At 61.4% G+C, this 15,508-nt stretch carries 15 protein-coding genes and 1 pseudogene; 2 read left to right on the top strand and 14 right to left on the bottom strand.

Going from position 1 to position 15,508, the window contains the following annotated elements; all coding sequences use genetic code 11:
• Positions 1-14: 14 nt before the first annotated feature.
• Positions 15-401 (top strand): DUF1622 domain-containing protein, encoded by a 387-nt coding sequence (locus C2U47_RS15925; protein ID WP_010673839.1) that lies wholly within the window; start codon positions 15-17, stop codon positions 399-401.
• Positions 402-505: 104 nt separating this feature from the next.
• Here C2U47_RS15925 and C2U47_RS15920 read toward each other — a convergent pair.
• Positions 506-1,869, bottom strand: a pseudogene (locus C2U47_RS15920) (MDR family MFS transporter).
• 163 nt (positions 1,870-2,032) lie between these two features.
• Between C2U47_RS15920 and C2U47_RS15915 the strand changes: the two are divergent.
• Positions 2,033-2,659 carry an HAD family hydrolase gene (locus tag C2U47_RS15915; RefSeq protein ID WP_010673838.1) on the top strand — a complete coding sequence of 209 codons (627 nt, stop codon included), beginning with the start codon at positions 2,033-2,035 and terminating at the stop codon, positions 2,657-2,659.
• A 39-nt stretch (positions 2,660-2,698) separates the two neighbouring features.
• Here the strand turns inward: C2U47_RS15915 and C2U47_RS15910 are convergent, their stop codons facing one another.
• The 13 genes from C2U47_RS15910 to aroB all read right to left on the bottom strand — a co-directional run bounded on the left by C2U47_RS15910 (position 2,699) and on the right by aroB (position 15,495).
• The gene (locus C2U47_RS15910; RefSeq protein WP_010673837.1) at positions 2,699-2,950 is read right to left on the bottom strand and encodes a hypothetical protein; all 252 of its coding nucleotides are present in this window, start codon (positions 2,948-2,950) and stop codon (positions 2,699-2,701) included.
• A 180-nt stretch (positions 2,951-3,130) separates the two neighbouring features.
• Positions 3,131-3,928, bottom strand: a complete 798-nt coding sequence (locus C2U47_RS15905; protein ID WP_010673836.1) for a DUF1338 domain-containing protein — start codon at positions 3,926-3,928, stop codon at positions 3,131-3,133.
• 69 nt (positions 3,929-3,997) lie between these two features.
• Positions 3,998-5,467, bottom strand: coding sequence for a succinylglutamate-semialdehyde dehydrogenase (gene astD, locus C2U47_RS15900; RefSeq protein WP_010673835.1), 1,470 nt, complete (start codon positions 5,465-5,467; stop codon positions 3,998-4,000).
• Between the two features lie 67 nt (positions 5,468-5,534).
• Positions 5,535-6,554 carry an arginine N-succinyltransferase gene (gene astA / locus C2U47_RS15895; protein WP_010673834.1) on the bottom strand — a complete coding sequence of 340 codons (1,020 nt, stop codon included), beginning with the start codon at positions 6,552-6,554 and terminating at the stop codon, positions 5,535-5,537.
• Between the two features lie 75 nt (positions 6,555-6,629).
• Positions 6,630-7,847: an aspartate aminotransferase family protein gene (locus C2U47_RS15890; RefSeq protein WP_010673833.1), complete on the bottom strand. Its 1,218-nt coding sequence runs from the start codon at positions 7,845-7,847 to the stop codon at positions 6,630-6,632.
• Positions 7,848-8,124: 277 nt separating this feature from the next.
• A complete protein-coding gene (locus C2U47_RS15885) occupies positions 8,125-8,706 on the bottom strand; it encodes an aminodeoxychorismate synthase component II (protein WP_010673832.1) in 582 nt (193 codons plus the stop codon).
• 321 nt (positions 8,707-9,027) lie between these two features.
• Entirely contained in the window at positions 9,028-9,243 is a 216-nt protein-coding gene (locus C2U47_RS15880; RefSeq protein WP_010673831.1) for a hypothetical protein, read from the bottom strand.
• Positions 9,244-9,362: 119 nt separating this feature from the next.
• Entirely contained in the window at positions 9,363-10,367 is a 1,005-nt protein-coding gene (gene trpS, locus C2U47_RS15875) for a tryptophan--tRNA ligase (protein ID WP_010673830.1), read from the bottom strand.
• Positions 10,368-10,406: 39 nt separating this feature from the next.
• The gene (locus C2U47_RS15870; RefSeq protein WP_010673829.1) at positions 10,407-11,072 is read right to left on the bottom strand and encodes a phosphoglycolate phosphatase; all 666 of its coding nucleotides are present in this window, start codon (positions 11,070-11,072) and stop codon (positions 10,407-10,409) included.
• A complete protein-coding gene (rpe, locus tag C2U47_RS15865; protein WP_010673828.1) occupies positions 11,059-11,733 on the bottom strand; it encodes a ribulose-phosphate 3-epimerase in 675 nt (224 codons plus the stop codon). Before rpe ends, C2U47_RS15870 begins: the two co-directional genes overlap by 14 nt.
• 190 nt (positions 11,734-11,923) lie before the next feature.
• Positions 11,924-12,796, bottom strand: coding sequence for a Dam family site-specific DNA-(adenine-N6)-methyltransferase (locus tag C2U47_RS15860; protein WP_029314124.1), 873 nt, complete (start codon positions 12,794-12,796; stop codon positions 11,924-11,926).
• Positions 12,797-12,866: 70 nt separating this feature from the next.
• Positions 12,867-14,423 carry an SPOR domain-containing protein gene (locus tag C2U47_RS15855; RefSeq protein ID WP_041201489.1) on the bottom strand — a complete coding sequence of 519 codons (1,557 nt, stop codon included), beginning with the start codon at positions 14,421-14,423 and terminating at the stop codon, positions 12,867-12,869.
• Entirely contained in the window at positions 14,413-15,495 is a 1,083-nt protein-coding gene (gene aroB / locus C2U47_RS15850; RefSeq protein ID WP_010673825.1) for a 3-dehydroquinate synthase, read from the bottom strand. Before aroB ends, C2U47_RS15855 begins: the two co-directional genes overlap by 11 nt.
• Positions 15,496-15,508: the final 13 nt, after the last annotated feature.

Raw genomic sequence — 15,508 nt, 5'->3', positions numbered from 1 at the left:
GGGAGGTAACCCGAGTGTTCGAGATAGCGAGCCTGAAAGAGGGCATGATGCACGGGGTGGAGCTGTTCCAGCTGCTGCTGGAGATCATCTCCATCGCATGCGTGGTCATCGGCCTTGGCAAGACCCTCTGGCTGGCGGCCAGAGTGCGGGATCACGAGCCCGGCTTTCCCCGCATCCGCCTCTGCTTCGGCAGCTGGCTCATCCTGGCGCTGGAATTCCAGCTCGCTGCCGACATCCTGGCCACCACGGTGGCCCCCAGCAAGGAGGAGCTGGTGCGCCTCGCCATCATCGCGGTCATCCGCACCTTCCTGAACTACTTCCTCGGCAAGGAACTCGATGCCCAGGCCGAGCGCCAGCAACCCGAGCCTGTCAGGTCACCTTCCCGCCCCGACGCCCGATGAGTGGGCTGAGTGGCACAAGGCCACGACACGGAAGGAAAGGCACCTGCCTGATCCCATGAAGAGGGCTCCCCGCGGGGAGCCCTCTTTGTATCCGATAGCAACCATCAGACGTGCTTGCTGGCCAGCTCGTGGCGCTTCAATGCCAGCAAGGTGACCAGCAGGGCGGCGGTGGCGATCAGCGCCATGCCGATATAGGTGGCGCTGAAACCGGGTGCCAGTTCGGCCGGGCTCAGGCTGGCCAGATTGGGGCTGCTGCCTGCCGGCAGGGCGGCATGGAACAACACGGCGCAGATGGCGACACCGACCGCCCCACCCAGCTCCCGGCCGAAGTTGAACAGGGACATGCCGATGCCGCGATCTTCCCGCGGCAGGGCATTTTGCACCACCACCGACAGCGCCGGCAGCACCAGACCCAGCCCCAATCCGGCAAACCCCAGTCCCAGTCTGGCCCAGACGTCGAAGTGGATCTGCCACAGGGCCAGCGCTGCCAGGGCAAAACCTGCCACCACGAAACGCTTGTAGTGACCGGTGCGACCGATGAGCTTGCCGCCGACGAAGGCCCCGCCGTGATGCAGACCATGAAGATCACCATGATCTCGCCACTGTCACTGGCGCTCATCCCCTTTTGCCACTGCATCTGCAACGGCAGGTAGACCAGCACGGCAAACATCAGCAACTGCGAAGCCAGCGCCAGCAGCACGCTCACCAGATAACCCGGCAGGCGCACCAGGTGGGCCGGCAGTATGGGGTCGTGCGCCCGCCGCTCAGCCAGGACGAGCAGCAACAAGGCCGCCCCCAGCGCAGCCGCGAGCCAGACGGCGGGCAAGGCCGCTTCCGGCGAGAGCAGCAACAGGGTGAGGGTGGTGACCGTAATGAGCAGTGCCGCTCCCTTCCAGTCGAAGCGGCTGTGGCGACGCACATTGAGGTGACCCAGATTGCGGTTCACCAGCCAGAGGGCGATGGCACCGAGAGGCAGATTGATCCAGAAGATCCAGCGCCAGCTGAGCTGCTCGGTAAAATAGCCACCGAGCAGCGGGCCTGCGATGCTGGAGACCGCATAGACCGCCGAGATATACCCCTGATACTTGCCCACCTCCCGTGGCGGAATACAGTCGGCGATCACGGTAAAGGCGAGCGCGATCAGCCCTCCGCCCCCCAATCCTTGCAGCACGCGGGCGGCCAGCAGGGTTGGCAGATCCTGGGCCAGGGCGCAGGCCACTGATCCAGCCAGAAACAGGCCGATACCGATGTTGAGCATGCGTACCCGGCCGAACATGTCGCTCAACTTGCCATAGATGGGCAGGGCCGCAGTGGCCGCCAGCAGATAGGCGGTCACTACCCAGGTGAGGGCGGCACCGGCGTTCAGCTCAACCCCTATGATGGGCAAGGGCGTGGTGACGATGCTCTTTTCCAGTGAGCCCAGGGCGATCACCAGGGCCACGCTCGAGAAGACGGTTTTGGGGGACATAGGCAGGCTCGCTCATGTGAGATATCGGCACAGGGGGTGCAAGGCACATTATTGTCTCATAAATCATTAGCCGATGGTCAAAACCACTGCCAACCATGATGAAGGTCGCGACATCTGCGCGCTGGATCTGCTAGGGTGAGTCTTTGCCGAAGAGGACGCCCCCATGCCCCAGTCATCCCCCTGCGATCATCACCAGAGTGAACAGCCCCGATTCGACGAGTACGACGCCCTGATCTTCGACATGGATGGCACCCTGGTGGACTCCATGCCTCTGCACCTGGATGCCTGGGAAATCACCAGTGCCGAGTTCGGCCTGCCGTTTGATCGGGCACAGCTCAACGAGTACGGCGGCATCCCCACCCGCAAGATAGTGACCATGCTGGCAGAGCGGCACGGGATGACCATCGACGTGGAAGCCTTTGCCCGGCGCAAGGTCGCCCTCTACCTGGCACGGATCGACGACGTCCGGGTGTTTCCCGCCATGTGGGAGCTGGTCAGGCAGTACCACGACAAGGTGCCCATGGGCATAGGTACCGGCTCAACCCGGGAACATGCGGCGCACATCCTGCGTCAGACCGGGCTCGATGCCTTCATCTCCGTGCTGGTGAGTGCCGATGATGTGGTCAATCACAAGCCCCACCCGGACACCTTCCTGAAAGTGGCCGAGCAGCTCGGCGCCAACCCGGCCAACTGCCTGGTGTTTGAAGACACCCGGATAGGCATTCAGGCGGGCAAGGCCGCCGGCATGACCACCTTGCTGGCCACCGAAGGGACGCTGCAACGGGTGTGAGCGGTGCGGGACCATCCTAACCGACGGGCCCGCACCAGCTTACTCGGCCTCATTCTCCCCCTCCTTCCCACCTGCCGGTACCGGGCCGTCCGGCCGCTCAAATCCCAGATCTGACATGCAGTTGTCAAATTCCGACTCCCCCGGTTTGCCATGCTCCTTGCAGTTCTCAAACGCCGCTTTCATCTCGACCGACAGCTCGTGCGGAGGCTTGGGCGGGGTACGGCTGCCCTGATCGCCCGCTGCGGCGGTCAGAGTAGTGAGGGAAAACAGCAAAGGCAGAACAATCTTCATGGCATGACTCCAAAACGGGTGGCATACACCGGCACGGTGCGGCGATGGCCCACGGCAGCGGGCGGTATCATGCTAGCGAATCGCCGCGAACTGATGGGTTAAGGGGAGGTAAAGAGGTGTCAGGTCGGCGTAAATCCATAAAAAAACGCCCCAGGCGGGGCGTTGTTTTCATGGCGGCCATTACATGGCGTTGGTGGATTCGAAGATCTTGTCGGCCGACGCTTCGACGAAGCCAGGGTAGAGCACGCCGTCGGCCTGCGGGTAGCGCAGGGCAAACTCGTAAAAGCAGCTCGGGATGGTGCGCACGCCGTCGCTGAAGGGCACCTCGGCCTTGTCTGCCATGGTGGAGGATTGCTCCAGCATCACCTCGGGATCGCCCTTCACCTCGCTGCCAACGGTGTTGAGCACGAAGCCTGCCGCCTTGAGCGCCGCATTCACCTGCTGGATGGTGTCGAAGTCCTTCAGGCGGTTGATGTTGACGGTGAAGTGGTTGGCACGATAACCCCAGGCGGCCATCCAGGCGGCATACTCGCTCTCTGCCAGCAGGGTCTGGTAGTCGGTGTGGGAGACCTGCCAGGGCGCGCCGGCGTAGAGGAAGGCCGAGGTGTCGGTGAGGTGATCGGGTACCTGATCCACCAGCTTGTGGATGATGGCCTGGGCACCTTCGGAGAGCTCTTCCACCTTCAGCTCGCTGATGAACACCTTGGGCGCATCAGGATCTTTATGCTCGAAGTGTTTGGCATAGAGCTTCTTGGCCTTGAATACATACTCGCCCTTCTCTTCATACCCCAGGGCGCGGAAGTGGGCCGCCAGTTTCTCGAGACCGAGCTTGGGCAGGTTGTAGGTCCGAAACGCCACGTGATCGTTGATGATGGGGGCACCGCCGCCCAGCAGTTGATGAACCTTGTGAGCACTGGGGGTGACCTGAATGTAGTTGTCCCACAGATGGCCAAACAGGGTGTCGATATCCTTTTGCATCTCTCTTTCCTTTGATTGCGGGTACAGACAGGGGCACCTGTTCAGTGCCCCTCTTTTATTTTCTTGTTATCAGAAGGTCAGACCGGGAGACAGCTGATCCGGCATAGCAGCCTTGCTGTCTTCGACGGAGGCGACCGGGTAAGCACAGTAGTCGGCGGCATAGTAGGCGCTCGCTCTGTGGTTGCCGGAGGCACCGATGCCGCCGAAGGGGGCGGCACTGGAGGCGCCGGTGATGGGCTTGTTCCAGTTGACGATACCGGCACGGATGCGCTTGAAGAAGTGGTTCCAGTCCGCTTCGTTGTCACCGAGCAGGCCGGCCGAGAGACCGAAACTGGTGGCGTTCGCCTTCTCGATGGCCGCATCGAAGTCGTCGTAGCGAATGAGCTGCAGCAGCGGGCCGAAGTACTCTTCATCCGGCAGCGCGCTGACCGCGGTCACGTCGATGATGCCCGGGGAGACAAAGCCGGTGCCCGCTTCCAGGTGCTTGAGGGCAAGCAGGCTTTCACCACCGAGGCGCTGCAGGTTGGCTTGCGCCTCGACCATGCCGAGTGCGGCCTTCTCGCTGATCATGGCGCCCATGAACGGCTGCTCGGCGGCGTCATAGAGGCCGACCTTGATCTGGCCGACCACCTCCACCAGGCGCTTGACCAGGGCATCGCCCCGCTCGCCGCGCTCGACAAACAGACGGCGCGAGCAGGTGCAACGCTGGCCGGAGGTAATGAAGGCGGACTGCACGATGGCATGGACGGCGCCGTCGACGTCGCTCACATCTTTCACTATCAGCGGGTTGTTGCCCCCCATCTCCAGTGCCAGGATCTTGCCCGGCTGGCCGGCAAACTGCTGATGCAGGAAGTGGCCGGTACGGGAGGAGCCGGTGAAGAAGAGGCCGTCGATGTCCGGGTTGCCGGCCAGCGCCTTGCCGGTGTCGACCTCCCCCTGCACCAGGTTGAGCACCCCCTTGGGCAGCCCCGCCTCCTGCCAGATCTTCAGCATGGCCTCGGCCACCATGGGGGTCAGCTCTGAAGGCTTGAACACCACTGCGTTACCCGCGATAAGCGCAGGCACTATGTGACCGTTGGGCAGGTGGCCCGGGAAGTTGTAGGGGCCGAACACGGCCACGACGCCATGGGGCTTGTGGCGCACGAACGCCTTGGCGCCCGGCATGGGGTTTTCCACCGTACCGGTACGCTCCTCATGGGCGCGGATGGAGATGGCAATCTTGCCCTGCATGGCCGCCACTTCAGTGCGGGTCTCCCACAGGGGCTTGCCGGTTTCACGGGCGATGGTCAGGGCCAGCGCCTCCTTGTGCTCGCCGAGCAGGTCGGCATAGCGGCGCACGATGGCAAGGCGCTCTTCAAGGGCCAGATCGGACCAATGGTAGAAGGCCGTGCGGGCCGCCTTGACGGCCGCATCCACCTGGGACTGGCTTGCCGCCTCACCCCGCCAGATCACCTCGTTTTTGGCCGGGTCGATGGATTCGAACGGCTTGCCTTCACCGGCCAGCCACTGGCCATCGATAAACTGGACTAAAGACATCATCAATTCACTCCCTGTGGGTACGCAGGCCGCCTCGGCAGCCTGTCTCAATGCTGTGCTGCGGGGTGGGTCAATCCAGATCGACGACGCGCACCATGTCGCCATTTTCCACCTTGAGGGCGGCCGCCATCTTGGGCGGAATGATGGCTTCGTGCTTGTCCAGATCGACCCGGATGTTGCCGTAGCAGGCGCGGTATTGCTCGAACCTGGCGTTGCAGATGAGGTAGGTATGGCCGCCGATGGGTTCACCCACCAGCACCGCCAACTTCTGGCTGCGGCGCACGCTGCGAATGTTCTTCACCTCGCATTCGACGGTGGGGCCTGCGTCGAAGATATCGACATAACCGCGATTCACGAACCCCTCATCCTGCAGCATCTTGAGGGCAGGCCGGGTCTTTTCGTGGGTCTTGCCGATGACGGCGCGCGCCTCGTTGCTCAGCAGATTGACATAGATGGGGTACTTGGGCATCAGCTCGGCGATGAAGCGCTTCTTGCCGATGCCGGTGAGATAGTCGACGGTGGGAAAATCCATCGAGAAGAAATGTTTTTGCAGCCACTCGTAGAAGGGGCTGTGGCCGTTGCCATCGGAGACACCACGCATCTCGGCAAAGACGGTACTGTCAAACAGCTCGGGGTGTTCGGCCATGAACAGGAAACGGTGCTTGGAGAGCAGACGGCCGTTGAGCCCCTCGCGGGCGCATTCACGCAGAAACAGGGTGCAGAGCTCGGAATTGCCGGTGTAGTCGTTGGAGAGGGTGAGGGTTTCCACGACATTGTAGATGCCGAGCTTGGGGGAGGAGTGCACCACCTTGCCGATGTGATAGTTGTAGAACGCCTGGGACAGGCCGACCGCCGCGTCGATGGCGCAGGTACCGACCATCTCCCCGGTCTCCAGATCCTCGGCCACGAAGAAATAGAGGCACTCGCCCTTGCCGGCGGGCTTGTCCAGGAAGGTCTGGGTCGAGGCATCGATCTTGCGTTGCAGCAGCTCGTCGTTGACCGGCAAGGATGTCATGCCGGTGCCGGATTCGATGGCACAGGTCTTGAGGCCGGCGAAGTCGCGCTGCTCGATAGGACGGATAACCAACATAAATGACAACTCCCTTTCATTGACGACAGGTGGGGTCCCGGCTCCTGCCGGGAGGGCTCCCCACCTCAATTTGGATCAGGCGTTGACCACCTGAGCGACCGCTTTCTCGAACCGTGCCAGCCCTTCCTTGATGTCCGCTTCCGGGATCACCAGGGAGGGGGCAAAACGCACAACGTTGGTACCGGCAACCAGCGCCATCAGGCCCTGATCGATGGAGGCCAGCAGGAAGTCGCGGGAGCGGCCCTTGAAGTCATCGTTGAGCACGGCGCCCAGCAGCAGGCCCTTGCCGCGCACTTCGCTGAAGCAGTGGTACTTGGCGTTGATGGCTTCCAGCCCTTCGCGGAACAGCTGCTCGCGCTGCTTGATACCGCTCAGCACTTCCGGGGTGTTGACCACGTCGATCACCGCCTCTGCCACCGCGCAGGCCAGCGGGTTGCCGCCGTAGGTGGAGCCGTGAGTGCCCACTTTCAGGTGGGAGGCGATTTCGGTGGTGGTCAGCATGGCCCCGATGGGGAAGCCACCGCCCAGCGCCTTGGCGCTGGTGAGGATGTCCGGCGTGACGCCCAGACCCATATAGGCAAACAGCTCGCCGGTACGACCGACACCGGATTGCACCTCGTCATAAACCAGCAGGGCGTTGTGCTTGTCGCACAACTCGCGCACCCCCTTGGCAAACTCGTCGGTGGGGCTGATGATGCCACCCTCGCCCTGCAGCGGCTCCATCACCACGGCGCAGGTGTTGTCGGAGATGACGGCAGCCAGCTCCTCCAGGTTGTTGTAGGCGACGTGGGTGATGTCGGCAGGCTTGGGACCGAAGCCATCGGAGTAGGCAGCCTGGCCGCCGACGCTGACGGTAAAGAAGGTACGGCCGTGGAAGCCCTGGTGGAAGGCGATGATCTGGGTCTTGTGGGCCCCGAACTTCTCGATGGCGTAGCGGCGGGCCAGCTTGAGGGCCGCTTCGTTCGCTTCGGCACCGGAGTTGCAGAAATAGACCTTCTCGGCGAAGGTGGCGGCGACCAGTTTCTTGGCCAGGCGCAGGGCCGGCTCGTTGGTCATCACGTTGGAGAGGTGCCACAGCTTCTCACCCTGGGATTTCAGGGCCTCGACCAGTTTGGGATGGCAATGGCCCAGGCCATTGACCGCGATCCCGCCCGCGAAATCCACATACTCGCGGCCTTCCTGATCCCAGACACGTGACCCCTCGCCGCGCACCGGGATGATTTTGGCCGGCGCATAGTTGGGAACCATCACTTCATCAAACACTTCACGTGTCACTGCCAACAACTCTGACATATTGCTCTCCTGCTATCTCGCGGCAGAATAATCCACCGCCCAAAAGTTAAATCCGTGTAAACGTGGCGGAATTATCACAGAAAAAAAGTAAAAAGTCTGTAACTTAACCGCCTATAAGGAACAATGTTCGATTGCCTTTGAGATTTTAGGCAACCGCATTGCATAACGGCTCAGGGGTGTTGGCAAGAGATAATTTGGACAGGGAGGAGGGTGAATAAAGTCTCAGGGAAATTTTTTTTTGCCTCATGACGGTTTTGAGACAGACATCGCAATTTTTTCAGGAAACGGCCAAAAAGTTGGCCAGCAACTGGTGCCCCTGTTCGCTCAGAATACTCTCCGGATGGAACTGCACTCCCTCCAGCGCCAGCGTTTTATGCCGCAGCCCCATGATCTCGTCCAGGCTGCCGTCGGCATGTTCGCTCCAGGCAGTGACCTCGAAACAGTCGGGCAGCGACGCCGCCTCCACCACCAGAGAATTATAGCGGGTCACCCGCAGCGGGTTGTTGAGCCCCTTGAACACCCCCTCCCCTTTGTGACGGATGAGAGATGTCTTGCCGTGCATCACCTGACGGGCACGCACCACCCGGGCACCAAAGGCCTGTGCCAGGGACTGATGGCCGAGACAGACGCCGAGGATGGGGATCTCGCCGGCAAAACGGGAGATGGCGGCCAAAGAGATGCCCGCCTCGTTTGGCGTGCAGGGGCCGGGAGAGATCACCAGATTGCGGGGGGCAAGCCGGGCTATCTCCTCCAGGCTCAGCTCATCGTTGCGCCTGACCACCACCTCTTGCCCCAGGGCGCCGAAGTATTGCACCAGGTTCCAGGTAAAGGAGTCGTAGTTGTCGATGAGTAGCAGCATGCAAACACCATGGGAATAAGACAGAGACGGTGATCGGACAGCCCGTTACGAGCGCGGGCAGACAAACGCCGCGCATTCTGGCATGTCTCTTTGCGTTAATAAACCGGCGATCACCTCACCTGCTGTGCAGTCTGTCCACTCTTCAATGACGATCCGGGCCTGTCGACCCCACCCGGCGGTGGGCCTGTCCCCGACCGGGCAGCATCAGCCGCTCCATGTCAGGATGGCAAGGTAAAAGAGACGGGAGGCGACTGGGAAAAGGGCAAAGGTCGTGACAGGCAGATGGGAAGGAGTCACCTTGGCAAGGGCTGACAACGGACCTCAGCGGTCCAGATAGCGGCCCTGTTCCAGTTCCCGTTCCCGCTGGCACTCGGCCAGATAGATGGCAGCCGCGATGGCCGGGGTCTTGTGGTGCTTGTCGATGGCGTTGGAGACCATCAACTGCAAGGTATTGAGGCTCTTGGCCTTGCGAAACTTGCGCAGCCAGTGACCCTTGTCACCCAACTCTTCACTCAGGGTTTGTGATTCGACAGACATGCTTTCTCTTGGGGCAAAGCCCGTGTTTGACATTGGGGAGGTTGCGACAAACCGGAAGGTGTAAAACAAAGAAAGCCAGGCATCCACCCAGCTCTCTTCTACTACACCTTCCCAGTATGTCAGGCTCGAGGAACGAAGCCGACGACATCATATACGCTGATCAGGGTTTTTTCAGCCCTTTCACGCGCCTTTTGTGCGCCAGCCGCCAAAATGGCCTGCAGATGGGCCTCATCCTGACGTAGCTCGCGGAAGCGCGCCTGGATGGGTTCCAGCAAGGCGACCACGGCATCGGCCGTTTCACTCTTGAGGTGGCCGTACATCTTGCCTTCGAAGTGTTGCTCCAGCTCCGGGATGGAGCGGCCGGTCACACCGGACATCAGGGTCAGCAGATTGGAGACCCCCGGCTTGTTTTCGGGATCGAAACGCACCACGGCCGGCTCGTCGGAGTCGGTCATCGCCCGCTTGATCTTCTTGACGATCTGCTTGGGATCTTCCAGCAAGCCGATGAAGTTGGCCTCGTTGTCGTCGGACTTGGACATCTTCTTGGTCGGGTCCTGCAGGCTCATCACCCGGGCCCCTTCGGTCGGAATGAAGGGTTCCGGCAGGGTGAAGACTTCGCCATAGAGGTTGTTGAAGCGGGTGCAGATGTCGCGGGTCAGCTCCAGATGCTGCTTCTGGTCATTACCAACCGGCACCTGATTGGCCTGATAAAGCAGAATGTCGGCCGCCATCAGCACCGGATAACCGAACAGGCCGACGTTGACGTTGTTCTCGAAACGAGCGGACTTGTCCTTGAACTGGGTCATGCGCGACAGCTCGCCCATCTGGGTGTAGCAGTTCAGGATCCAGCCGAGCTCGGCGTGCTGGGGCACGTGGGACTGGATGAAGACGGTGCTCTTGGCCGGGTCGATGCCCACCGCCAGATAGAGGGCGGCTGCGTCGAGGCACGCCTTGCGCAAGGCGGCCGGATCCTGGCGAGTGGTGATGGCGTGCAGATCGACGATGCAATAGAGGCAGTCGAAATCATCCTGCATGCTGACCCACTGACGCAGGGCCCCCATGTAGTTGCCGATGGTCAGCTGGCCCGAGGGTTGGGCACCGCTCAATACGATTGGTTTAGTCATCAGAGTAGTAATCCTTGTTATCCGCCAGCCCGGTCTGGATCAGACCAGCAGGGCATCGAGTTCGGCAAACTGCTCGCAAACCCAGTCGGGGCGGGAGTCTGCGATAGGGCGGCCATAGTTGTAGCCATAGGTGAGCCCCACCACCTTCATGCCGGCGGCCTGGGCGGCCAGCACGTCATTTTCGGAATCCCCCACCATCAGGGTGCGGGACGGGCTGACACCCAGCTCGTGGCAGGCGTGCAACAGCGGCTCCGGGCTCGGTTTCTTGACGGGTACGCAGTTGCCCCCTAGCCAGAGTGCGAAACAGTCGCTGATGCCGAGGGCCTCCAGAATGGGCTGCACGAAGTGACTCGGTTTGTTGGTCACCACGGCCTGCTGGTAACCCAGCCCCTGCAGACGGCGCAGGCTCCGGGCCACTCCGTCATACATGGCCAGACCTTCCAGAAGACAGGCCTGATAGTGACGGTCGAACAGGGGGCGGGCCTTGGCAAACTGCTCCGGGGCGTCGCGGTAATCGAGAGCCCGCTGGATCAGCTTGTCGGCGCCGTTGCCGACCCAGGTACGCACCACGGACTCGTCGGCCTCGGCCAACCCCAGCTCCGCCAGGGTACGGTTGACCGCCAGCGCCAGTTGCGGGGCGCTGTCAATCAGGGTGCCATCCAGATCGAACAGCACCAGGTCAAAGGGGCGATCAGCGACGGACATGGGCAAGCTCCGCGCGCATCTGGTCGATCACTGCCTTGTAATCCGGCTTGCCGAAGATGGCAGAGCCCGCCACGAACATGTCGGCACCCGCCTCGGCAATCTCGCGAATGTTGTCGACCTTGACCCCGCCATCGATTTCCAGGCGAATGTCGCGGCCGCTCTCGTCGATCAGGCGGCGCACCTGGCGCAGCTTGTCGAGGGTGCCGGGGATGAAGCTTTGACCGCCAAAGCCCGGGTTGACCGACATCAGCAGGATCACGTCCAGCTTGTCCATCACGTACTCCAGGCAGGTGAGCGGGGTCGCGGGGTTCAGCACCAGACCAGCCTGGCAACCCTGCTCCTTGATGAGGCCCAGGGTGCGATCCACGTGATCGGAGGCTTCCGGGTGGAAGGTGATCAGGCTGGCACCGGCCTTGGCAAAATCAGGCACGATGCGATCCACCGGCTTGACCATCAGGTGCACGTCGATGAGCGCTTCGATGCCGTAATCGCGCAGCGCCTGACAGACCATGGGGCCTATGGTCAGGTTGGGGACATAATGGTTGTCCATTACATCGAAATGGACCACGTCGGCCCCGGCGGCCAGCACCTTGGCCACATCCTCACCCAGACGGGCAAAGTCGGCGGAGAGGATAGAGGGGGCAATCAGAAAGTCTTTCATCAGCGTCATCCATTGGCAGCGTGGCAGAAAAAACGGCGCAATTTTATCGCAAAAGGGCGATGAAAACGACCCGCATCTACAGAACACGCCGCTCCGGCACCATGGCTGGCACACGATGCCAAGCGCGGCTCACGGAATGCCAGCGGCAGCATCAGAAATGACAACGGCCCCCTCAGGGACCGTTGTTCACTCAGCCGACGGCAACCAGCTCCGCCTCACCGGGATAATAGCCCTGTTCGGGCTCGATGCCGGGGGGATAGAGCGCCAGCAGCTCGGCCACCTTGTTGCGACCACCGCCGTTGCGGCTGATGGTGCGCTTGACCAGGATCTCGTCGAGCCGGGCGCCACGATAGAGCTCGCGGGTCAACTCGATGTCATGGTTGCTGATGAGCACGGGCACCCCTTTATGGGCGGCGGTGTGGCGAGCCAGCCTGGCCAGCAGCGCCTGATCGTCCAGGGTGAAACCGCCTGCCGAATAGGTGGTGAAACTTGCCGTGGTGGAGAGGGGGGCATAGGGCGGATCGCAGTAGATCACCCAGTCTTCCTCTGCACGGGCCATGGCGTCGGCATAGCTTTCGCAGATGAACGTCGCCTTCTGCGCCTTCTCGGCAAACGCCCACAGCTCTTTCTCCGGGAAGTAGGGTTTCTTGTAGGAACCGAAGGGAACGTTGAACCCCCCCTTCTTGTTGTAACGGCACAAGCCGTTGAAACCATGGCGATTCAAAAACAGGAACAACTGAGCCCGTTCAAACCCGGCCGCGGTCTGGTTGAACTGGGTACGCAGCCGATAATAGGCGGTCTTGTGGTTGTGCTCGGCCACGAACAGCTTGCGGGCCTCGCTGATGAAGCTGTCCGGCTGCTGCTTGAGGTGGTTGTAGAGGCCAATGAGATCCGGATTGATGTCGTTGAGCACATAGGCGTCGTAATCCGTGTTGAGAAACACGGATCCCGCCCCGACGAAGGGCTCCAGCAACACACGCCCGGCCGGCAAACGCTCGGCGATCTCTTCGACCAGGGAGTATTTTCCCCCGGCCCATTTTAAAAACGCGCGTGTTTTTTTCATGGAAGTCCGGTGTTGACAAGGCTATGCCCAAAAAAGGGGGGTGATTCTACCCCCTTCTTCGGGTGGCTGGCTATTGCTTCAATTCTTTTTGTATCTGGGCGAATGACTTGGGCCAGGGTTGTCCCTTGAGCAAGGCAGGTGACAGCTTGCGAATGGCCGCCTTGGCCTGGGCACTGCTGGCGTAGTCTCCCTGCACCACTACATACCAGGGACTGCCACGGAAACGGGTCTTGTAAACCCACACCTTGCCCGCCAAGCCATGCTCGGCCACAAAGCTGTCTACCGCCTTGGTGTTGCTCGCCCCCATCAACTGGATGCTGTAGTGATTCTTCGGCTTCTTGTTGAGAGTCGCCACCGGCGTCAACGCCACCTTGGCCGCTGGGGCCGCGACCGGCGCTGTCTGCGCGCCACTGGCCGGTTGAGCCTCTGTCCGGGCCGGGACACTGCTCGGGGCCGGATTCTTGACCTGGGCCGTCGTTCCGGTCGGGACCGCACGGGAACCGCTCCCCACCAGCTCATCCACCACGGCCGTGGGCAAGGCGCCGCTGACGTTCGGCTGGTTCATCAATTTCTCGACCACTTCGTCGGAGATGACGACCCGGCGCCCCTCATAGTTGGTTGACTCCGTGGTGACCGTCTCGCTCTCGACCTTCTTGGGCAAGGGCTTGGCATCGGACTGCCAATCGCGGGCAACCTGATTCCCTGACGGGATGGCAGCGGCGCCACTGCTCGTCTGAGTACTCAGAGCCCCGCTCGCCGCACCGACGTTCACAGGATCGCTTGAGACGGGATCGGGCAACGCCGTCCCCTGGGACGGTGCCTGGGCGGGGTCCTGGCCTGCACTGTCGAACAGGGGCAGATAGCTCAGGGCCAGCAACCCGCCCGCCAACAGGGCAAGCACGATCGCTATCTTCTTGACGGGCAACTCGGCCTGACGTTTCTTGGGCCTTCTGTCGGTCATGGTATCCTCCAGTAACTGCATGATGGCTGACGGATGTCCGCCCGCCCCATTCAGGATCTCTTCCACTTTCGGCTTGGGCAAGAGGGCAGTCGGGATCTTGAGCTCTTTGGCCTTCTCATACAAGAAGATACGTTGCTCAGGAGCGCTCAGTGGCGCGACCTCCAGCTCGAGGGCTGGCATGGCCCGTCCCTTGAGGAGCGCCTTCTGGTTGCGACACCAGGCGTCATCACCCGAGAGCAGGATGGCCAGTTTATGAGGAGATGCCAGGGTATCGTTGTGACGACAGAGCGCCCACAACTCCCCCACCAGCTCGGCAGGCAAGGTATCGGCACGTTCGATGATGAGCAGCAGTCTGGCAGGCTTGTCACCCACCATGCGAAAGAAGCTGTCCGCCAGGGCATCCTGCGCGTTGAACAGGGGACGTGCCACCACCTGCTGCAGCAGCAACTGACGCACATCCGCCATCTTCATGGACGGGCTGCCGATGAGGCTGGCCACCCGCACCGCATCGGGCAGTTGGGCAAGCAGCGACTCGCACAGTGTGCCACGGCCACTGCCTGGCTTGCCGGAGAGAAAAACAAAGGGGTGGTTGAACTCGATCAGGTGCAGCAGCCGGTCAACCAACTGCCGCTGAGAAGGCAGCTTGAGCAATTTATTAGTGGTCACGACCAGACTCGATCACCGCCATCAATTGTTCGTCTGTCACATCGGCCACGACCTGGGCCTGTCCGATCCCGATCGGCAGCACCAGCCTCAGTTTGCCTTCCAGCACCTTCTTGTCACGGCGCATATGGCGAATGAAGGCGGCAAAATCCATATCGGACGGTGCCTTGACCGGCAAATCGGCGGCCAACAGCAGATCGCGGACTCGTGCCACCTCTTGCACCGTCATGTCGCCACGGGCCAGGGCCGTCTCGGCCGCCAGCATGGTTCCCGCCGCCACGGCTTCACCGTGCAGCCAGTTGCCGTAACCCTTCTCCGCCTCGATGGCATGGCCGAAGGTATGTCCCAGGTTCAGCAAGGCGCGCACGCCGTGCTCGGTCTCGTCCTGACCGACCACATCGGCCTTGATCTCGCAGCAGCGGCGAATGGCATAGGAGAGTGCATCACCGTCGAGGCGCTGCAGGCGGGTCATGTTGGTTTCAAGCCAGGAGAAGAAGGCGGCATCCCAGATGATGCCGTATTTGATCACCTCGGCCATGCCGGCGGCAAATTCCCGGGCAGGCAGGGTCTTGAGGCAGTCGGTATCGATGATCACATGCTTGGGCTGATAGAAGGCACCCACCATGTTCTTGCCGAGGGGATGGTTGACGGCGGTCTTGCCGCCAACGGAAGAGTCAACCTGGGAGAGCAGCGTGGTAGGCACCTGAATAAACGGAATGCCTCGCTGGTAGCTTGCCGCAGCAAAGCCGACAACATCGCCTATCACACCGCCCCCCAGAGCGATCAGAGTAGTATCACGACCATGGCTGGTTTCCAGCAGAGCAGACATGATCCGCTCGAAGGTCGCCAGGGTTTTGTAGGCCTCGCCATCGGGCAGGATCAGGTGTTCCACCTGAAAACCGGACAGCAACTGAATGATCTGTTCAAGATACAAGGGCGCGACCACGGTATTGGTCACTATCATGACCCGCTTGCCCTTGATCGTCTGCGCCAGTACCTCGGGGCGTTGCAGCAGACCGGCAGCTATCTCTATCGGGTAGCTGCGTTCACCCAGTTCGACCTTCAACCTTTCCATGGACGTCCTCTAA

The organism is Aeromonas sp. ASNIH7 (genome assembly GCF_002903485.1).
GTDB lineage: Bacteria > Pseudomonadota > Gammaproteobacteria > Enterobacterales > Aeromonadaceae > Aeromonas > Aeromonas caviae.
The sequence above is the reverse complement of the archived record's forward strand: the minus strand, read 5'-3'. Positions and strand labels throughout refer to the sequence as shown.